General features: G+C 53.0%; 16 protein-coding genes and 4 tRNA genes. 8 read left to right on the plus strand and 12 right to left on the minus strand.

What is annotated here, in order from left to right; translation table 11 throughout:
- Window positions 1-266 precede the first annotated feature (266 nt).
- From LAT75_RS10585 to LAT75_RS10640, 12 genes are all read right to left on the minus strand, one after another.
- Window positions 267-3,017 (minus strand): TonB-dependent receptor, encoded by a 2,751-nt coding sequence (locus LAT75_RS10585; RefSeq protein ID WP_291482635.1) that lies wholly within the window; start codon window positions 3,015-3,017, stop codon window positions 267-269.
- A 135-nt stretch (window positions 3,018-3,152) separates the two neighbouring features.
- Entirely contained in the window at window positions 3,153-4,115 is a 963-nt protein-coding gene (locus LAT75_RS10590) for a FecR domain-containing protein (protein WP_291482636.1), read from the minus strand.
- A gap of 28 nt (window positions 4,116-4,143) precedes the next feature.
- Window positions 4,144-4,737: an RNA polymerase sigma-70 factor gene (locus tag LAT75_RS10595; protein WP_291482637.1), complete on the minus strand. Its 594-nt coding sequence runs from the start codon at window positions 4,735-4,737 to the stop codon at window positions 4,144-4,146.
- Window positions 4,738-4,893: 156 nt separating this feature from the next.
- On the minus strand, window positions 4,894-6,060 hold the full coding sequence (locus tag LAT75_RS10600) for an NAD(P)/FAD-dependent oxidoreductase (protein WP_291482649.1): 1,167 nt from the start codon (window positions 6,058-6,060) through the stop codon (window positions 4,894-4,896).
- Window positions 6,061-6,073: 13 nt separating this feature from the next.
- On the minus strand, window positions 6,074-6,772 hold the full coding sequence (locus tag LAT75_RS10605) for a methyltransferase domain-containing protein (RefSeq protein WP_291482638.1): 699 nt from the start codon (window positions 6,770-6,772) through the stop codon (window positions 6,074-6,076).
- The gene (locus LAT75_RS10610; RefSeq protein ID WP_291482639.1) at window positions 6,747-7,904 is read right to left on the minus strand and encodes a type III polyketide synthase; all 1,158 of its coding nucleotides are present in this window, start codon (window positions 7,902-7,904) and stop codon (window positions 6,747-6,749) included. Before LAT75_RS10610 ends, LAT75_RS10605 begins: the two co-directional genes overlap by 26 nt.
- Before the next feature lie 71 nt (window positions 7,905-7,975).
- Window positions 7,976-9,376 carry an MATE family efflux transporter gene (locus LAT75_RS10615; protein WP_291482640.1) on the minus strand — a complete coding sequence of 467 codons (1,401 nt, stop codon included), beginning with the start codon at window positions 9,374-9,376 and terminating at the stop codon, window positions 7,976-7,978.
- 64 nt (window positions 9,377-9,440) lie between these two features.
- Window positions 9,441-13,289, minus strand: a complete 3,849-nt coding sequence (locus LAT75_RS10620) for a HAMP domain-containing sensor histidine kinase (RefSeq protein WP_291482641.1) — start codon at window positions 13,287-13,289, stop codon at window positions 9,441-9,443.
- Between the two features lie 41 nt (window positions 13,290-13,330).
- Window positions 13,331-14,302: a D-glycerate dehydrogenase gene (locus LAT75_RS10625; protein ID WP_291482642.1), complete on the minus strand. Its 972-nt coding sequence runs from the start codon at window positions 14,300-14,302 to the stop codon at window positions 13,331-13,333.
- A 44-nt stretch (window positions 14,303-14,346) separates the two neighbouring features.
- The gene (gene rsfS / locus LAT75_RS10630; protein WP_291482643.1) at window positions 14,347-14,730 is read right to left on the minus strand and encodes a ribosome silencing factor; all 384 of its coding nucleotides are present in this window, start codon (window positions 14,728-14,730) and stop codon (window positions 14,347-14,349) included.
- A gap of 26 nt (window positions 14,731-14,756) precedes the next feature.
- On the minus strand, window positions 14,757-15,209 hold the full coding sequence (locus tag LAT75_RS10635; RefSeq protein WP_291482644.1) for a LytR C-terminal domain-containing protein: 453 nt from the start codon (window positions 15,207-15,209) through the stop codon (window positions 14,757-14,759).
- 30 nt (window positions 15,210-15,239) lie between these two features.
- Window positions 15,240-15,752: a hypothetical protein gene (locus tag LAT75_RS10640; protein ID WP_291482645.1), complete on the minus strand. Its 513-nt coding sequence runs from the start codon at window positions 15,750-15,752 to the stop codon at window positions 15,240-15,242.
- 414 nt (window positions 15,753-16,166) lie between these two features.
- On the opposite strand from LAT75_RS10640, the gene queA reads away from it, so the two are divergent.
- The 8 genes from queA to LAT75_RS10680 all read left to right on the plus strand — a co-directional run.
- A complete protein-coding gene (gene queA, locus LAT75_RS10645) occupies window positions 16,167-17,213 on the plus strand; it encodes a tRNA preQ1(34) S-adenosylmethionine ribosyltransferase-isomerase QueA (RefSeq protein ID WP_291482646.1) in 1,047 nt (348 codons plus the stop codon).
- A 34-nt stretch (window positions 17,214-17,247) separates the two neighbouring features.
- The gene (ispF, locus tag LAT75_RS10650; RefSeq protein WP_291482647.1) at window positions 17,248-18,393 is read left to right on the plus strand and encodes a 2-C-methyl-D-erythritol 2,4-cyclodiphosphate synthase; all 1,146 of its coding nucleotides are present in this window, start codon (window positions 17,248-17,250) and stop codon (window positions 18,391-18,393) included.
- Between the two features lie 20 nt (window positions 18,394-18,413).
- Window positions 18,414-19,061, plus strand: a complete 648-nt coding sequence (locus LAT75_RS10655; RefSeq protein WP_291482648.1) for a DedA family protein — start codon at window positions 18,414-18,416, stop codon at window positions 19,059-19,061.
- 47 nt (window positions 19,062-19,108) lie between these two features.
- Window positions 19,109-19,180: transfer RNA gene (locus LAT75_RS10660), tRNA-Thr, on the plus strand.
- A gap of 28 nt (window positions 19,181-19,208) precedes the next feature.
- Window positions 19,209-19,291, plus strand: a tRNA-Tyr gene (locus LAT75_RS10665).
- Window positions 19,292-19,301: 10 nt separating this feature from the next.
- Window positions 19,302-19,374 (plus strand) — tRNA-Gly (locus LAT75_RS10670).
- A 14-nt stretch (window positions 19,375-19,388) separates the two neighbouring features.
- Window positions 19,389-19,460: transfer RNA gene (locus LAT75_RS10675), tRNA-Thr, on the plus strand.
- A 65-nt stretch (window positions 19,461-19,525) separates the two neighbouring features.
- A partial coding sequence (locus tag LAT75_RS10680) for a GTP-binding protein (RefSeq protein ID WP_291482650.1) occupies window positions 19,526-19,652 on the plus strand: 127 nt, incomplete at its 3' end.

The following is a 19,652-nucleotide window of genomic DNA, read 5'->3' on the forward strand; positions in this document are numbered from 1 at the left end:
CGGGCCTGAAAGTGGGCAAGAAATAGATAAGAGCTATACATGGTCAATTTCCTGTCCACCTGAGAATTCAAAATGTCCTTGGGGCGTGTGTCATAAACAGGACACCCGACAGAACGCCGGTGCCTGAATTTTTTTGAATTATTTGGCGGAAGGATAAAAACAGCCTGAAATGCAAACCTGCGGGCAGGCAGAAAAATGAGCTGTTTACCCGGCCTGTTGCGGTCCCCAAAAAATAACGGTGCAGGAAAGTTGAGGCTTGGCGGATTTCAGAATGAAAACTGCACACTCAACGATGGGCTGAAGCCCGGCAGCCTGCGGTCGTACACGGAGAGCTCCTGCGTGCCGTCGGCGTGCATGGCGTGGGCGTGCACGCCGCGGTCGATTACGTTGCGGCGGTTGAGCACATTTACCAGATCGAGGCGGGTTTGCAGCTGCGTGATGCCGATGTTTTGGGTGAAGATGAGGGACAGATCGAACTGACTGAATGCCGGGAGGCGGTCATCTTCGGGGCTGGTGAAGTTGAAGCGGTCGATGCCGTGCACGTTGTGCATCATCAGGAAATCGTAGTAGGCCTGCCGGAAAGCCCATGCCCGGCCGGCGATGTACTGCCAGCGTCCGGATACGGTCCATTTGTCGGTGAGGTGGGCGATTGCGCGGGCCTGCACGCTGTGCGGCTGATTCCAGGGGGCGGGCATTACCCTGCCAAACTGCGACTGCATGTTGATGTCGGCCCGGCTGTAGTCGTAGCCCAGCAGCAGGTTCAGGCTGTTGCCCATCAGCTGCTGACTCAGCCTGATGCTGCCGCCCCACGACTGCATGTCGGTGATTTCGGCAAAGGCATCGAAGCCTTCGCGGGTGTGGCCGCTGTCGGTGAGCAGCCGGTCGTAGGAGGTGATGTAGCCGGTGGGCTGATACCTCAGCCAGCCTTCAAGCCGGATGCTTGTGCCGCGTGCCGGCTCTGAGAGGAAACTTGCGCTGCCGTGCCAGGCTTTGGGCTGCGGCAGGCTGCTGTCGTGCGCCCAGATGGTGAAAGATGGCACAATAGAGCTCGGCCCGGCATTGGTGATGTCAAACTGATTGATGAACTGCCGGTACACCCCGCCTGCCAGCCGTAGCGACCAGAAGCCGATGGCCGACTGCTGCCGGTCGTACTGTACCTGCGCGCGGGGCTCGAGAAAAGTTTGTGATGAGCCGGTGAGGCGGGTGATGCGCGAACCCACGGTAAACCGCCAAGGCCCCGGCAGGGTGAGGTGCGTGTTGAGGTAGGAGCTCAGGTGCACGGACTGCTGCTCGTCAACGGCGGGCAGGTAAAACAGCGAGCTGAGGTCGAAAGAGGATTGTACGAAGTCGGCCTGAACGCCGCCGGAAAGGGAAAGTCGCGGGTTTATGGCGTACTCAGCATCCACACGGCCAAGGTAATGGCGTATTTCGTTGCTGTCGTGCTGTGCCGCGCCGTGACCAAGGTTTTCGCGGTAGAGCCCGAAAATTGCGCTGTCGCTCAGGGGCGCATCGCCGGCAAGCATGGCGTAGATGCTGTTGTCGGCCATCACGTAGTTGTGGCGCATGCGGTTGCCGGAGTAGCCGGCCTGAACGCTGAGGTCGAGGCGCGGGCTCACAACCCAGTCGTAGCCCAGCTGCGCCACGGTGTTGAGCCAGTTGTAGTGATCGCGCGAAAACATGAAGCCGTCATCAAAAAACTGTTCGCGGGCCAGCACGTCGGTTTCAACCTGATTCTGACCGCTGTAGAGCGAAAAGTTCAGGCGCTGATACGGGCCGAAATCAGCCGAGCCGGCAAGGTGCACATCATAAAAAGAAATATCGGAAGTGTTGGCAACCGGCGAGAAGCTGCGCATGCCGGTTGTTTTTAGCCCGGGTGTTGCTACCAGGCCGTACAGCATGGGGTCGATGCTGTCCCACTCGCTGAGGGTTCCGGCCAGGGTCGGGTCCTGAAAAATACTCCAGACCGATGAGCGGAAGGCAGCCATTATGTTGATGTTGTTTCCGGCTGTGGTCGTGTGCCCTGCCGAGCCGAAAAAGTTGGTGCTGAGCGGGTCGGCCTGCCAGAGGGCAGATTGCCGCTGCCGCGGGCTGAGGGCATGTTTCAGGCCGATGCTGCCGGCAATGTGGCTGCCCATGGAGGCATCAAAACCGGCTTTTTCAACTTCCACCCGGCTGATGGCGAACGGGCTGAATGCGCTGAACAGCTGACCAAAGCTGTAGGGGTTGTACACCGGCATACCGTCGAGGTACATGCGGTGTTCGCCCCGCTGCGCGCCCTGAATGTGGGTGTCGCTGAGCGGCAGCCCGTGCTGCACGCCGCTGAACAGGCTCAGGCTCTGCACCGCGCACTGATGCCGCTCCCCGCTGCTCCACAGCGTACGTGCCTCGGCCTGCTCATGGTGCCAGCTTGCCGGCAGCATCGAGCGGTGCGCGGAAACAACGATGGGGCTTACATCAAGCGGCTTTGGGTTTAGGGTGATGCGCTCACGGGTAGTTCCGTTTCCGTTTACCTCAATCACTTTCCGGACCGGCTCATACCCGATGAAGGAGAAGACGAGCTCGTGCTGACCGCTCATCATGTTGCTGATGCTGAAGAATCCGGAGCGGTTGGTTACCGTGCCGCCGCTGGCATCGGCAAACATCACCGTTGCGCCCTGAAGCGGCTCACCGGTTGCGGCATCCGTTATTTGCCCCGTGAAGGAGCCAAATTCGGGCGGGCGCTGCGACGACTGCACAATCACAAAGGTGCCTGACGACAGAATGATGAAATCCAGCTGTGTGCCCTGCAGCAGGCTTGTGAGCAGCTCGGCTGTGGTATTGCCCCGAACCCGGCGGTAAATGTGCCGGATGCCGACCACCCGCGGATCGTAGATGAGGTCAGCCGAGGTGAGGGCCGCAATTCTGTCGAGCGCATCCGTGAGGGTATCCCCCGAAAAATCCAGGCTGTAGGCCGGGGCTGCCTGCTGCGCGGAAACGCCGGTTACGGGCAGGGAGCACATCAGCCCTATAAAAAACAAACAAAGCACCCGCTTGCAGGCGGGTACTCCGGAGTTTGTTAGGGGAAATAAAAAGCGGGAAAGGTGCTGCAACATACCGGTTTCCTGTTTAGAAAGTCAGGTTTGGGGTACTGCGGAAAGGCAGGATGAATCAGATCAGCGGTGGATCCGGAAGCCGTTGGCTGTGCGGGAATATTCGAGACCTTTTACGGTGCAGATTTCAGCAAGAATGGTTTCCAGATCGGGCTCGGTATAGAAAATGCTGAGCCGGGCTTCGGCAATATCGCCTGCGTTCACCTCAATTGCGACATTAAATTTGCGCGCAAGTTCATCAAAAATAACGGAAAGAGGCTGCATCGAGAAAGCGAGCTGATTGCTTTTCCAGGCGAGGGCCTGTGTGGCCTGCACCTGTGAGGGCTCCGCGGGGATGCTGCTGAGATCGCTGAGGATACTGCTTTGCCCTGCTGTGAGGGTTACAGCTGCTTCCGGATTTTGGCTTCGGAAAAAATCTACCCGGCCTGAGGTTACGCTAAGGGTTGTAACGCGGTCGGGGTCGGTGCTCCATGAGCGCAGGTTGAAGGAAGTACCCAAAACCTCCACCACATTATCGTTGGCTCTGATCCGGAAAGGAGTATCTCCCGGTACGACCTCGAAGTAGCCTTCGCCGTTGAGCCTCAGGCTGCGGTTGGTGCGGCCGAAAAGCCGGTTGTACCCCACTTCCGAGCCGCTGTTGAGCGTGAGGCTGCTGCCGTCGGGCAGGGTGAGGGCCAGGGTTTCACCGGCCGGCACCTGCTTCCAGCTGATGTGCGACATCCAGCCGAAACCCAGCGCAAAAAAAGCGAGCGAAGCCGCGAGGAGCATAGAAATGCGCGGCAGGTCAAGCCCTCTTTTCTTTTTGGGCAGCACGATTACGGGAATCTCTTTTCTGGGGCGGTCGGCTTCCGCAATGCGGCTGTGCACCCGGCTCAGCGCCTGCTCCATCGAGGCATCAGAAACGTTCTGCCCGCTAAGCCTGCGGTGTGCCGCTTCTGTACCATTCCAGATGGCAAGCATCTCTTCGCGCGTTTTGCGGTCAAGCCTGTTCAGGTGCTGCTTTACGGAGGGCTCGGTTTTTTTCATGTTGTGTTCTGATTTTACCATGGGGGTACTACTTGAATTTTTGTTCGTGCTGCTCGTGCATGCGCTGAAGATTGCGAAGGGCATCAACAATGTGATTGTTAACGGTGCGCGGCGAAACTTTCATTACAGCTGCAATTTCATGATGATCGAGGCCTTCAAAACGGCTGAGTTCAAAGGCTTCCCGCTGCCGGTCTGACAGCTGAGAAACCCAGTGGTAAAGCAGCTGCATTCTCTCGTAGATGCTTTCTGAATGTTCTTCTGAGAAAGCATCATTCCAGCTAACACTTGTTTCGTTGATTTCAGAGGGCTGCATCTCACTCATTTCATTCCCGGTTTCCATCCGGGCGTTGTCGCGAATGTGGTTCAGACTCAGATTTCTTGCAGTTGTGTAGATGTAAGCCCGTGCCGACGCTACACCGCTCAGCTTGGTCCGGTTTTGCCAAAGCTTCACAAAGGCATCCTGTACGATGTCGGATGCCGTTGACTGATCGCTTACATACCGGCAGCTGAACATCACCAGAGGCTTAAAAAAAGCCCGGAACAGCCGGTCAAATGCATTTTGATCCGATTTGGAAATCAGTTCAAACAGCTCACTCGTCTGCTCATTGGTGAGGGTTTCCATTCAGTTAAGGCGAATTTAGATTGAAAGGTTTCAGTTATGACACAGGCTTCAGCCGATATACCTATTACCGGCCCGTAAATTCCTGATGATACGGGAGCAGTATGTTTTCGGGGGATGTGCTTCCGTGCAAAATGCTAAGTATTTGCCCCGCAATGGTTAGTCGAGCCCGTCCATGGTGAATTTCTTGAGGAGCACCGTTCTGAGCGGGGGAAGCAGCATCAGACTGACCGCAATTTTTTTTAAAAAGCTGATTTTAGGGGAGAAGGAGCGGCCCATCCGCAGGTTGAAGGCGGCTCTTTCAGCGGCGGTGTATGCGGCGTTGCGGCGGCGGTATTCGTAGCTGTTGAGCAGGCGGGGCAGAGGTTTTTCGGGGCGGAGCACATCGGGCAGCAGACCAGCGAGCAGCTGCGCGTCGAACCAGCCGAGGTTCATGCCCTGTCCGCCAATCGGGCTCACCACGTGGGCGGCATCCCCCGCGAGAATTACCCGGCCTTTCACGAAGCTCTCGGCCATAAGCCGCTGCACACCGAAACTACTGAGCATGCTGTTGGTGTCCGGCTCGGGTGCGGTGCCGGTGCGCTCCCGGGCAAGGCCGGCAATGAGCTGTGCATCGGGCGAAGAAACGGGCTCTGTGGTCTTAATCACCCAGCGCCGCAGGTTTTGGCCGTGCGGGAAAGATTCGACCAGTCCGTCGCGGCACAGGTACACCCGCGCCTCTTCGCGGGTGCCAAGATTGTCTTCGAAATCGCCCATGATGTAGGTGTCCGGATAGGAGCCGCCGAGAAATTCGATTCCGGCCTGTTCACGCACGCGGCTGTTCTTGCCGTCGCAGCCGATCAGGTAGCGGCAGCGGATTTCCTGTCCGTCAGTGAGCGTCACCTTCAGTCTGTCTTTTTCTTTGGTGAGGCTTTCGAAGCCGGTGCCGCGGTACAGCTGACCAGGTGCAATCTCGAGCAGGCGCTTCTCGAGAATCTCCTCGGTGATTTGCTGTGACAGCGTGAGGATGAACGGAAAAGCACCCGTTAGCCCGGAAAAGGAGATGGTGCCGAGGTCGCTGTGATCCACAAAGGCGCGGCCCGTTGTGATGCGGTTGCCCGCTTTGAGAAAAGCATCGGAGAGGCCGCACTCCTTAAAAAGCTGAAGGGAGGGCGGATGGATGCCGATCGAGCGGGAGTGCTGCGAAACCTGCGTTCGGGGCTCCACCATCACGAACGGGATTTTCTTTTCAGCAAGGAGGATGCCGAGCAGCAGCCCTGTAGGGCCGGCACCTGCAATGAGGATGTCGGTTTCAGCGGGGAGCGTGCCCTTCGGTTCAGTAGCCATCACCCTGTGCCCCTCACGGATTTATGTGGGTGATGAGCAGCCGGAACGGGATGGTGGCTTCAACCCGGTAGCCTTCCGGCAGCAGCTCCTGAAGCTCGCCTACCGTGTAGCTTCGCCTGATAGAGGTGAGGCCGTCGTAGCGGATGAAGGAGTCCCGGAAGGAAAAAAGGGTAAGGCAGTTGAACAAAAACCACGCTATATCGCTGCGGCTGAGGTCGCTGAACAACACCATTTCGTTGGCCAGCTTTTTAGCGTTCGCCAGCAGGGAAATTACGTCTTCCGGATCAAGATGGTGCACAAGGTGGTTTGAGATTACAAAATCGAAGGTTTGCCCTTCTTTGAGGAGTTCATCCTCTGAAGCACACTGAAACGAAATGCCGGTGTTACGGAAGGTGGTATTGACGTAGTACAGCGCTCTCGGGTCGGTATCAATGGCTGTTATTTGCAGTTTAATACCGTATTTGAACGCCAGTTCACGCATGTGCAACGGAATATCGCCGCCGCCAAAACCGATGTCGAGCAGGGTATAGACCTTGTTTTCATCGGTACATCGTGGCGCGATATATCGGTGAAACAGCAGCTCCCAGCCGGAAAGCATCCGGTTGATGTGCGTGAAGTGCCGGTAGGTGTTGTTGAGCAGTACCGGGTTGCAGTCGGCTGAGTCCATCAGCTCTGCGGTCTGAACATCACGGTTTCTGAGGAAGAGCGGCATCGGTTGAAGCGGAAATTTCGGCTGCAGGTTCGGGTTGATTGAGCGGAGTGAACAGGCCGGTCTCGACCGTGAGGCCGGGGCCAAATGCCATGCTGATAACCGGTTTGTTCAGGGCCGGAAAATCGTAAAGCAGGGATTTAAGCACAAATAAAATCGTGGCGCTGCTCATGTTGCCGTACTCGCTGAGTACCTGCCGCGAGGGCCCGAGCTGTTCGGGTTCGAGCGACAGGCTCTGCGCGATTTTATCGAGAATGGCCCGGCCGCCGGGATGGATGGCCCAGTAGCCAAATTGGTCCGCCTCGGTTTTATCTCCCAGAATCGGCGCAAGAAGCGAACCGATGTTGGACTGAATGATATCCGGGATGTAAGTTGAGAGCACCATGTCGAAGCCGTTGTCGCCTATGGTCCAGGCCATGTCCTGCTCGCCCTGCGGGGTGAGGGCCGTGAACATGCCGTCCATGCGGAGGGCCGGTTTGCCGGCAGCGGGCTCGCGACGGCTTACGATAGCGGCCCCGGCGCCATCCCCGAAAACGGCCGCTGAAAGCAGGGCGTCGGTGTCGGTTTTGGGCTGCAGGTGAAGGGTGCACAGCTCGAGGCACACGATCAGCACAACGGCATCGGGGTCCTCAGCGGTGATGGTTTCGGCCAGCTTGAGGGCGGGGAAGGCAGCATAGCATCCCATAAAACCGATGTGGTAGCGCCGCGTTGAAGGCGGCAGGCCTAGCCCCCGCACGATGAAATATTCCGGACCCGGCGCAAAGAAGCCGGTACAGGATGCGGTAACTACGTGCGTGATGTCGCTAGTCTCAAAATCGGAGGCTTCCACTGTTTTCCGGGCCAGCCTCACGAACAACTCTTTGGCTTCGCGGGTGTAGCGGTCGTTTCGGGCAGCGGTGCCGGGGTTCAGGAAGGTTTGGGTTTCGGCATCAAAAAAATCACCGCTTTCCCCCGAAGCAAATTCGGTGATAACACTGTGCCGCTTGTCAATGCCTGAGAGCGCGTACACCCGGTGCAAAATCCGCTTTACGGCATCGCGGTCTGCGACGTGCTGTTTCATAAACTCGCGGGCAAATTCCTGGGTGTAGGAATTTGCGGGCACATCGGTTTCAATCTGATGGATGTAGGCTGGCATAAAAAATGGGTGAGATAAGTCTTGATGAAGCGTAACAAGACAAACGAGCAGTCTGCCTTACCCGTTCAGCTTCAGCCGGCTTCGGCCTGCGCCAGAAGTTCGCGGCGGCTGCGGTTGCGCGTAAGGTAGCGGAACCGGAGGTTGTGCAGCACGGCTGCAGTGGTGAGGCCGAGAATGAGACCGGCCCACAGCCCTTTGGGCCCGTAACCCAGATGAATGCCGAGGAAGTAGCCCGAGCTGAAGCCGATAATCCAGTAGGCGATGAGATTCACAATCATCGGAATTTTGGTGTCTTTCAGCCCGCGCAGGGCAGCTGAGCCGCTAACCTGAAGCCCGTCTGAAATCTGGAAGACAGCGGCCATAAACAGCAGCTGTATGGCAAGGGGCGTAAGTTCGGCATCGTCGGTATAGATGCTGATCAGCAGTTCGGGGAACAGGAAGAAAAGGGCGGCGGTACAGCACATCATTGCTGTAGCCATGCCAATGCCAACGTAGCCGGAAAAGGTAGCGTTGCTGAGCGAGCCGCGCCCCAGGTTCTGACCCACCCGTATGGTGATGGCGCTTGAGAGTCCGAAAGCCATCATGAAGGTGATAGAAGCCAGGTTCAGGGCAATCTGATGCGCCGCTACCGCCGTTGTGCCGAGCATGCCCATCAGCAGGGCAACGACGGCAAACATGCTTACTTCCATCGTAAGGGTAATGCCGATGGGGAAGCCCAGCCAGAGGAGCTCTTTCATGTAAACGGGGTCGGGCAGGCGGATGTCATCAAAAATGCCGAACGATGCGTAGTCTTTGCGCAGCCAGGTGTAGCCCAGCATCGAGAAGCACATCACCCACATCACAATCATGGTAGCCCAGCCGGTGCCGATGGCGCCCAGCGCGGGAAAGCCGAATTTGCCAAACATCAAAGTGTAGTTGCCCAGAATGTTGAAAAACAGGCCCACTACGCCGATGTACATGGCGGGGCGCGTAACGGAAACGGCTTCGTTGAAATGCTTCAGGGCCAGAAAAGAGAAAAAGCCGGGAATGCCCCAGGCGGCGGCTTTCAGGTAGCCGTCAGCAAGATGAGCGACCTCCGGATCGAGGTTCAGCAGCGCGAGTACCGGATAGGCATTGCGCAGCAGCAAAATGGTGGGGATGGCCATCAGCACGGCAAGCCAGAGCGACTGCCGCACGCTTTTGCCGATTTTGCCGGTTTCTCCGGCGCCGAAATGCTGGGCTACGATGGGGGTAACTGCCATCAGAATGCCGACCCCCAGCATGAAAACCGGCGTGAGTATGCTCGAACCAATGGCTACGGCAGCCAGATCGTTGGTGCTCAGGTTGCCGGCCATAACGGTATCCACAAACGACATGGACATCTGCAGCAGGTTGGCGATAATCAGCGGGTAGCCGAGCCGGAAGATATTTTTGGCTTCAGCGGCAATGCGGCCGGACAGGGGAGCGGGTTCTTGCGTTTCGTGACGGTTCAAAAGGGATTTTCAGAATTCGGTTTAGGGCCGGTTTTCGGGGTCGGCAAATATACGGCTTTTTGGGCTATCCCTTTTCGGCGTAAACCGGAAAGCGCAGCTCAAAAGTAGTGCCGCTGTTTTCTCCGGAACTCACCCCGATGCTTCCGTCGTGCGCATCCATAATTTTTTTGCAGATGGCCAGGCCAAGGCCGGTGCCGCTCGTTTTGGTCGAAAAGTTGGGTGCGAAAATGCTGTCGAGCAGTTCCGGCGGCATGCCCGCTCCGGTATCAGTGATTAGAACCTGATGTGCGCCCGACTGCTGATTCACCCCAATACTCACCATGCCCCCCTGCGGCATGGCTTCGATAGCGTTTTTGATGAGGTTGATGAAAACGCGTTTGATTTCATCACTCGAGCCAAACACCCATGAGGGCTCGGGGCTTGCCGAAAAGCGGAATTCGATCTGCTGATGCTGCTCAAACAGGGCAAGGGTTTCGGTGATGAGTACGTTCAGGTCCCGTTTATCCTGCTTGCCGGTTAGCGGCTTGGCAAAAGCAGAAAAGTCGCCGGCGATGCGGTTCAGCGACTCAATCTGATTTACCAGCATGGCGGTCAGTTTTTCGATGGCCGGGCGGAGCTCTTCCATCGGCCGCTCACCCATGGCCATTTGCCGCTGCAGGTGCTGAATGCTGAGCTTCATGGGCGTGAGCGGGTTTTTGATTTCGTGGGCAATTTGCCGCGCCATTTCGCTCCAAGCGGCGTCGCGCTCGGCCTCGGCCAGCTCGGCCCGCACGTTCCGCAGGTCGAGCACCATTTCGTTGTAGGCACGGGCCAGTTCCCCGATCTCGTCATCCGAACTCACGGGGATGGTTGTATCGAGGTCGCCGGCGGAGATGCGCTTCAGCCCGCTTTCGAACTCGGCCAGCGGCTGCGTTAGCTTGCGCGAAACCCCCCACGCAATACCGGTGAAAAACATGAAAATGATGATGTAGAAGGCAATGAGGTAGGTCGTGGTCTGAAGAAATTCCTGCTCGTAAATCGCGGAGCGGGTGTAAGCGGGGATGCCGATTACGCTTTGGACCTCACCGTTTTCGAAAAAGGCCCGGAAGCCCATCAGCACTGAAAGCTCACCGATACTGAAGGGTTGGAAAACGGTAGTCTGATGGTTGCTGAAAATATTGGTGTATGACTCGAATGGCATGAAGTCGGGGATGAGCTGCAGCCTGAAAATTTCCGGAGCGGTGGTTTGGGAGAGGCGTCCGTTTTCGAACAGCATGATGTCCACCTCTTCGAGCTGAATGGCGTCGCTTCGGCTCATGCCACCCGTGCGCTGGTTTATAAGACGGGTTTCGACCGCACTGAGGTTCCGGTAGAGCTCCTGTTCGGCGATGCGTACGTTCTGCAAGCCCACGATGTACTCTGTAACGAAAGCCAGGGCGATCATAAACAGGAGGGTAGCGATCAGGTAGCTGTCGAGGATGCGATCCTGAAAGCGGCGGGAGAAAAACCTGCCGCTCCAGGGCAGGCCGGGTTTTTGGAAGAGGGAGCGGATTTGCCAGAGCAGCAGGCTCACGATAAGCAAGGCTACAAAAAACCTGAAACCCGAAAAGATGTAGTTAAGAAAAGTGACGTCCCGTACGGTTACCATTACGGTGGTTTGCTCGTCTATGCCGTAAATCAGCTTCCTGTAAGCAGCCCGATCCGTTAGGCGGCGCTTAATCAGCTGCTGACCTGTGGCTGGTGTAAGTGCATCTGTAAGAAGGTGCCTTTCGGCAAGCAGGGGGGTTCGGAGAGCGGAAGTGGTGCGGGTCCGGCGGCCGTCAACATATTCAGTTACTACAAAACGATTCCAGCTTTCGCGGTCGCGTTCGTGAAAGGCGAGGGCGTCATTCACCGGGCGGCCAAAGCTGTTGCCTTCCACAAGCACGAAGGTAACGAGCCATGATGGCTGTGTCGGGAAATCAGAGGGGATGGACTGAAGCCCTTTTATAAAAATGGGGAAGCCCCGGAAGCGGTCATCGGCTTCGATAATTGGCAGCCGCGCAAAAGGCCGCTGCAGCGAATGCCGGATAAAGCTGCGCACTTCGTCATGAAAGGAGGAGGAGAAGCGGTCCATGAAGGAGGGCTGCGAGCCGTAATCGGCGATGATATTGAGCCGGCCGTCGAGCAGGAAAGCCATAATAGTGTAAGACCCCCACTCCGGCTGAATCTGACGGCTCACCTGCTGCCGGAACTGCGCAACGGCCTGTACAGGAAAAGCGGGACTTGCTTCAAGGCTCTGAACCTGCGTAATTACGCCGTCCTCCAGTAGTTTGCGGATCAGTTCACGACTGATCTGCTCTGCTTCTTCGGTATCGGTAGTGGCGTAATTCACAGCCATCCTAAGCATGGTTTCGTTCTCTTTCTGAATAGAAGCATCGAAATACAGCGGCAGCAGGATGAGTGTGACCAGGAAAATAAGGAGCGTAACTGCCCGTGGGCCGGGTATGCTTAGCGGGGAGAGGTGCTGCATCCACGTAAGGCCGGAAATGAAGATGATCGCAAGAAGGATCAGCAGGTATTTAACCCAAAAGATGACCGGAAGACTTTCTGCAGCGCTACCGGTAAAGGCAAAACAAGCGGATCCGGCCACGGCAGCCATCACCCAAAGCACATACAAAACAAGTTTTGGGAAATGACGCATTCCAAAGCGCGTAAGTTGAAACAGCAGATAAACCGCAGTTCCGGTAAGGGCAAGGCTCGAAAAATAGACGATCCATGTAGGCAGTGCGGGAAATACACGCAAATCGGTAACACCGGTTTGGGTGATGAGAATCACCTCATAAACCCGGTTGAGCGACCATGCACTGCCAAAAAAAGCCGAAGCAGCAATAAACGTGAAAACCGGATAAGACCATTTTTGAGCGATACCTTCCTGTTTCAGACGCAAAAGCTGGATTACCAGCAGCAGTGCTGCAGCAGAAATAAAAAGGCTGTCGAACAACAGCTGAAGCTGTGTTGTAAGATCGAACCCGCTCACATCTCTGAGTAAACGCGGGAAGGGCAGGTTAAGACCGCTTAGCAAGCCCCATATGGCAAGGGTAGCGGCGGCCCCCAAACCGGGTGATATAATGCCGGCGGGCTGCCTTACAGTTATCCAAAGCAGCACTCCCCACCAAATGAGAAAGCCGAGCAGACTGATTACCAGCCAGCGAAACTGTGCCATGCTTCGTTCCCAATCCCGAACGATGGCCGGAAAATCAGCAGTGCTGACAGTAACAAAACCTACTGAATCAACGCTTGCTGTATTAAGTGCACGCATTCGGGCAGTAACCGGCCCGGTGTTGAGGTCGAAAAAACGATAGTGAACGGGGAAGGCCTGCTCTTGTGCCCAGCTTTGGGTGAGGTCGTACTGCCGGGTAAGCAACTGTGGTGATGCGCCGGTGCGGCGTATCAGCCGTGTAGTTACGATATCGTAGCGGGTGCCGTCTTCTGTAAAAAAAGTGAGCTGGTTTACGAAATAAACTACAAAGCCGCTCTGTACTACATCTGTGAAAACTTCGCCTGCATCGAGCGAGGGCAGATAGGTGATGGGGTTGCCTGACCAGGTAAACAGGTTTCGGTTCCGAAACACAGAGATGCCGCGAAAACCGGATTCGCTGCTTATGCGGTTATAAATGCGAAGCGGATCAGGCTGCACATCAATAGTGAGCAGGGGCAGGATGACTGCCTTCACACGACGGGTGTCGGAAACCAACAGCGCCTCGGCTTCTCTGAAAGTATTAACAGCGCCGTCGAGAGCCTGAACGGCGAGTTGTTCGCGCAGTTCAGGTTCAGGCTGACCAAAATAAAAATTCGCTTCTCCGGTAATCCATCCAAAAAGCAGCAGTACTGCCAGCAATAAAAACAGCCGTAACTGATTCGGATAGGGCTGTTTAGGGAGGGTTGTTGGCATGAGCAGCTGCAATCGGGCTGGAAAGAAATCAGCAGGAAAAGTTAAACCACAAAGTGACAGGGGTAATCAGCTCCGCAAAGCGTCTTTGCAATGGCCCCGGCGGCTAACATACCCATTTTAAGCCGTGTCGGTTTGGTTGCGCTCGTAATATGCGGAACAAGCACTGCATTAGGCGCAGACAGCAGCATATCCTGAACTTCCGGCTCGAATTCAAAAACGTCGATTCCGGCGCCTGCTATGCGCCGGTCGTGTAGTGCCATTGCAAGAGCGATTTCCTCAACAACAGGGCCTCTGCTGGCATTGATGAGGTAGGCATCAGGTTTCATGGAGTCCAGAAACTGCTGATTCACCAAATGGCGGGTTTTGTCGGTGAGCGGGCAGTGCAGGGAAACGACATCGGCACGGGAGGCAATCTGAAGCGGATCTTCGAACCAGCGGGCACCGAGCAGGGTTTCGGTTTCCCTGTCGAGGCGCTTCGGATTGCTGTAAATAATGTTCATATCGAAAGCCCGGAGGCGTTTCGCAACAGCCTGCCCGATACGCCCCATCCCGATAATTCCAGCGGTAGCGCCGCTAAGTTCAAGGCCCAGAAAACCGGTAGGGTTCCATCCGTCGAACAGCCCATTGCGCAGGAACCGTTCAGACTCGGGGATGCGCCTTACAACAGAAAGTAAAAGGGCAATTGTGCCGTCTGCTGTTGTTTCGGTGAGTACATCAGGGGTATTGGCAACCCTTATGTTGTGCCTTTGGCAGGCGCCAATATCGATATTGTTGTAGCCTACCGCATAGTTCGCAACTACTTTCAGCACGGTAGCGTTGCTCAGCACGGTTTCGTTCACAGGGTTTGAGAGCATGCATAATAAGCCGTCATAGCAATAAATTGCATCCCTAAGCGAAAGAGCGTCATTGAACTGCCCGCGCCTGCCCACATGCAACTCAAAGTATTGTTTCAGAAGCTCATGAACTTCCCGAAAAACGGGCTCTGTAAGGAGTACTTTAGGTTTTCGGGCCATAAGCTTTAGTATATTAGTAGTTTAAGTAAATACCGGCATCACAGTTAATCTTCAAATGATCTGACGGGTGCATCCCCCCACATCTTTTCAAGGCCATAAAAATCACGCATATCGTGCTTAAAAATGTGAACAACTACGTTAACAAAATCCAGAACGACCCATCTGCGGGTTTCAAGGCCTTCACGCCGCCATGGTTTATCATCCCTTTCAATACGGACTTTTTCGGAAACTTCGTCTGCCAGTGATTTCACGTGAACATCAGAAAGGCCGTTACATATAACAAAGTAATCGGCAAGAGATGTAATCCCTCTGAGATCCATAATGGAGATTTTTTCGGCTTTTTTTGCTGATAGTGAAGCTGCTATAAACTCAGCAAGTGATTCTGAGTCTTCGTGCTTAAAAGCAGCCTGAGTAGATTTTTCGGTCAAAATAGGCAGGGTTGGTTGGTAAAAAATTAATGGTTGATGCGCAGAAGCTGTTCGTAATCTGCGCCGATTACAACAGTTGCATCAAGGTAAAAGTAAGGAGATGTTTCAGATAGGATGTTTTTGGGGTCGATACCGAGTGCGAGTGCAACACGCCTGGCATTTTTGAGATTGCCGTTACGATCTATAACCACACTCTCAGCCAAATCAAAAGTTTCAAAATTACCGGACTGTACAACATCGAATCCGAGTTCTCGCAGCTGATTGGTAAAACCGGCAGCTACCCCCTGTACCCCGCAGCCATTCAGCACTTCAACCTGAATAACATTGCTCAGCAGATGTGACTGTAATTCCGTTCGTTCAGTAAATACTCTGGGATAGACAACTCTGGCGGACAGCGCAATCAGCAAAATTAAAAGGATAACAGAAGCCGCACCGATACCTGCATTTAAAAAAAGAGATGATTTCAGAAGGTCTCTCATGAAACAACAATAAAGACAGCGTGCATACCCTTAGAAGCCGAACATATCGTTGTGGCGGTGCCGGTTTGAAGATCCGTACCGGCTAAACGGGTTTCTGTGGTAATCGAAGGGGTTATAAACCCCTGCAGGAATCTGCCGGAACTGAAAAGAGAGATGTGTGCGCTCGTTAAAGGAATAATTAAGCTCTGCATTGCGGATGAAAAACTGAGGCCCCTGATTTTCACCCATGAAATTATTTCCAAAAGGAGAATGAGCGATGGAGAGATCAACCCGGCCCGTCAGATTTTCATTAAAAAGGAAATGCATGGTATTCGTGTAGAAATTCTGGTTATATGCATTCCCGCCAAAGGAGCCGATATTCATTTCATAGCTGTGGTTCATCTGGAATCCGGCAAGGCCAAACATATTGTTACTTGAAGCTATGGGACCTGTAACAGAGCCAGTATATTCAGATGGCGGAATGGCATGATCTCTGAACTGCCCGAAGGCTGAGCTGCTGAGAAGAAATAAAATCAGAACTGAAGTAATAATTGAAAAACGCATAATTTTGAACGATTAACCGGGGTGTGTCAGAGTTTTGAGTTCAGTACTCAACGTATGAAATAAATTAGAATTATACCATAAAAACAAGGTAAATATAAAGCATGCGGGCTCAGAGCCGGCAGCTACCCGAAGACGATTTAAACCTCTGAATTATCCGGATGCCGATCCGCAGAAAGCCAAAAAAACTCTGAAATCATAAATTTGTCTCAGGCTTAATCTTGAATTATATTTCAAAATTAACTTAGAAAAGAATTTTGTTTCGGTTAAACCTTTTGTTGAGACTTAGCTCAATATTCGCAAATGCAATATAATTAAGAGTATGGGCGGTTGTCATTTTTTTGGGGAAACCCTTTTGATGGCGTTTTAATATCGGTTTAAACACAAAGTGCATGCATAATTAATTTTTAAAAGCCAATGAAGCTCACTGATTTTAAGTTTGATACAGAGGGACTGAACATCCCTGAATTTGGAGCTGAGCCGAGAGATTCAGCAAAACTCATGGTCATTGACCGAAACAAAAAGACGATAACGCATGAAGTTTTTGCTGATATCCATAAATATTTCAACAAAGGCGATTGCCTCGTTTACAACAACACCAAGGTTTTCCCGGCCAGGCTGAAAGGCCGCAAAGAGAAGACAGATGCATACATAGAAGTATTTCTTCTCAGGGAACTTCAGCCGGAAAATATGCTTTGGGATGTGCTTGTTGAGCCTGCAAGAAAAATCCGTATAGGCAACAAACTATACTTCGGTGATGAACTGGTAGCCGAAGTTGTGGATAATACCACATCAAGGGGGCGGACCATCCGCTTTTTGTACGACGGTCCTAACGAAGAGCTTTACGAAAAGCTCGATGCTGTCGGAGAGATGCCAATGCCACCCTACATCAGCAGAGAGCCGGTAGCGAATGACAAACACCGCTATCAGACTATCTTTGCCAAAGAACGCGGCGCTGTTGCAGCGCCAACCGCAACCATGCACTTTACCCCCGAATTAGTAGATAAGCTCACCCAAAAAGGTGTGCTCATGGCTCCTGTTACCCTGCACATTGGTTGGGGAACATTTCGTGCGGTTGAGGTTGAAGACCTGACCAAGCACCGCATGGACTCAGAGTATTTCTTTATTTCCGAGGAAACCTCTGAGCTGATAAATCAGGTGCGGCTAAGCAAAACAAACAAGGTTGTAGCCGGTGGTACAACTGCTGTAAGGGCCATAGAAAGCAGTATTACAGCCAGCGGTTTACTCAAACCGGCCGTAGGCTGGACCGACAAATTCATCTACCCCCCTTATGATTTTAAACTCACAGAAGGGCTGATTACGAATTTCCATCAGCCGGAAAGCACGCTGCTCATGCTTGCAGCTGCATTTTGTGATTTCGATTTTTTGATGCATGCCTACGACGAAGCACGTAAAAACGACTACCGCTTCCTCTCTTTCGGCGATGCAATGCTCATTATTTAGGGGAATAGTGCAAAATTTGAAGCTGGCAGTCATATTGCCGGCAGCGGGACTGGGCACACGCCTTGGCTACCCGGTGCCTAAAGCCTACATCAGGATGGGCTCTAAAACCATTATGGAGCACACCCTGGAAAGGTTTACAGGCCTGAAACTTGTGACTCGGGTGATTGTCGCTGTTTCAAGTGAGATGATGCCGGAAGCTAAAAAGCTCGTCTCTTCCCTGAACTCTTCAAAAGTGCAGCTTGTTGAGGGCGGCTCAGAGCGTCTCTATTCAATAAATAATGCATTAAACCTGATTGTCGAAGAAGAACTTACAGCCGTTCACGACATTGTACGACCTTTTGTGAGTAAAGAGGATATACTTAAAGTGACCCGTGCAGCAGCAGCGCACCGTGCTGCAATTCTCGTAACACCCTCTGACTATACCCTCAAGAGGCTTAAAGGAAGCATGGAAATTGTTCGCACTGAAAACCGTGCCGACATCTGGCAGGCACAGACACCTCAGGTTTTCGAAACAAAACTACTTAAACAGGCCTATAGACATGCTCTTGAAAACAATATTTTTGGTACCGACGATGCATCCCTTGTAGAGCTTACAGGTATACCTGTGATGGCTGTAGAAGGAGAGCGAACCAATATTAAAATTACCCGCAAAGAAGATCTTGAAATTGCTACATACATTATGAAAGGGAGTGAAAAACCGTTCCGAATCGGATATGGCTACGATACGCACCGCCTGAAAGTAGGGCGCGACCTCATTCTTGGTGGTGTTACCCTGCCTTTTGAAAAAGGGCTTGAGGGGCATTCAGATGCCGATGTATTGATTCATGCCATAATTGATGCGATGTTCGGAGCACTCGCTATGGGTGATATCGGCAGTCACTTTCCTGATACCGATCCGGCCTTCAAAGGAGCAGACAGTCGTGTGCTGCTGCGGGAGGCTTACAGGCTAATTTCCGAAAAGGGATATGTAATCGGAAATGTAGATGCAACCATTGTAGCAGAAAGACCCAAAATGCGGTCATACATTGATTTGATGCGTGAAAATATCGCACAGGACCTGGGGACTGAAGCCGGAAACATTTCTGTTAAAGCTACAACTTCCGAAAAAATCGGTTTTGTTGGCCGGGAAGAAGGCATGAGTGCGAGCAGCGTTGTACTCCTTTATAAATCAACCAATTAGTACTGTACGATACTAACTTAATGGAGCAGCATGTATTAGACATAGTAGAATGGATTCGGCTGCAACCAGTACTGGGTATCTATGTAATTTTGGCAATTATTGCCTATCTCGAAAATGTCGTACCCCCTATTCCGGGTGATATTCTGATTGTTTTTGGCGGCTATCTGGCATCGGAGCAGATAATCGGGTTCTGGTGGGTCGTTTATCTAACAACAGCCGGATCTGTGCTGGGCTTCATGACAATGTACTATTTCGGATACGCTGTAGGAGATGAAATCCGGACACAGCGAAACCGTTTTTGGTTCCTGAAATTTTTTGACGCTGAATATCTCGATAAGGCCGAGAGATGGATGTACCGCTGGGGCCAGGGAGTTGTGCTTAGTAACAGGTTTTTAGCCGGGGCGAGATCAATAATCAGCATTATGGCGGGAGTTACACGGCTAAATCCCAGAAATACAGCACTTTACGCAACAATTGGAGCCCTTGCTTGGAATTTTATACTCATTGGTGCCGGTTGGCTGATAGGGGATAATTGGCCGGTAATCAAAAACTATCTTAACCTGTATGGGAGTATAATTGCCGGTGTAATCGCGATATACGTGCTGTATTTAGGAGTTCGTTATATACTCGAAAAGCGAAGCGTGAAAAACACGCAGAAAAAAAGTTGACAATTATGCGAATGTTATCTAAATTTGCAGTCTTCAACAAAATAAAGGCTGGCGTAGCTCAGGGGTAGAGCAGCGGTTTTGTAAACCGCCGGTCGTAGGTTCAAATCCTATCGCCAGCTCTGTTCTTAAATTTACTGACACGCATACGGGGAGATACCAAAGTGGCCAACTGGGGCAGACTGTAAATCTGTTGTCTTTCGACTTCGCAGGTTCGAATCCTGCTCTCCCCACTCATGCAACGCGGGAGTAACTCAACTGGTAGAGTGTCAGCCTTCCAAGCTGAATGTTGCGGGTTCGAGCCCCGTCTCCCGCTCATATCTCAATCAAGCCGCTATAGCTCAGGGGTAGAGCACTTCCATGGTAAGGAAGGGGTCCTCGGTTCAATTCCGAGTAGCGGCTCTTTTAGTGTCAGTAAGAATCTTAATTTATAATCTTTACTCAATTCACAAACCGGGATTAAGCTGATGGCAAAAGAAACATTTTCACGCGATAAGACACACGTCAACATTGGTACAATCGGCCACGTTGACCACGGTAAGACGACTCTTACGGCAGCCATCACCAAGGTGATGTCAGCTACCTACGGCGGTC

It is taken from the genome of Cyclonatronum sp., assembly GCF_022565315.1.
Lineage (GTDB): Bacteria > Bacteroidota > Rhodothermia > Balneolales > Cyclonatronaceae > Cyclonatronum.

What these genes read in the sequence shown, in the direction of transcription:
- LAT75_RS10590 (WP_291482636.1), bottom strand. Translation starts at nt 4,115, where the DNA reads ATGAAAAAAACCGAGCCCTCCGTAAAGCAGCACCTGAACAGGCTTGAC.
- LAT75_RS10595 (WP_291482637.1), bottom strand. Translation starts at nt 4,737, where the DNA reads ATGGAAACCCTCACCAATGAGCAGACGAGTGAGCTGTTTGAACTGATT.
- LAT75_RS10600 (WP_291482649.1), bottom strand. Translation starts at nt 6,060, where the DNA reads ATGGCTACTGAACCGAAGGGCACGCTCCCCGCTGAAACCGACATCCTC.
- LAT75_RS10605 (WP_291482638.1), bottom strand. Translation starts at nt 6,772, where the DNA reads ATGCCGCTCTTCCTCAGAAACCGTGATGTTCAGACCGCAGAGCTGATG.
- LAT75_RS10610 (WP_291482639.1), bottom strand. Translation starts at nt 7,904, where the DNA reads ATGCCAGCCTACATCCATCAGATTGAAACCGATGTGCCCGCAAATTCC.
- LAT75_RS10620 (WP_291482641.1), bottom strand. Translation starts at nt 13,289, where the DNA reads ATGCCAACAACCCTCCCTAAACAGCCCTATCCGAATCAGTTACGGCTG.
- LAT75_RS10625 (WP_291482642.1), bottom strand. Translation starts at nt 14,302, where the DNA reads ATGGCCCGAAAACCTAAAGTACTCCTTACAGAGCCCGTTTTTCGGGAA.
- LAT75_RS10635 (WP_291482644.1), bottom strand. Translation starts at nt 15,209, where the DNA reads ATGAGAGACCTTCTGAAATCATCTCTTTTTTTAAATGCAGGTATCGGT.
- LAT75_RS10640 (WP_291482645.1), bottom strand. Translation starts at nt 15,752, where the DNA reads ATGCGTTTTTCAATTATTACTTCAGTTCTGATTTTATTTCTTCTCAGC.
- queA (WP_291482646.1), top strand. Translation starts at nt 16,167, where the DNA reads ATGAAGCTCACTGATTTTAAGTTTGATACAGAGGGACTGAACATCCCT.
- LAT75_RS10655 (WP_291482648.1), top strand. Translation starts at nt 18,414, where the DNA reads ATGGAGCAGCATGTATTAGACATAGTAGAATGGATTCGGCTGCAACCA.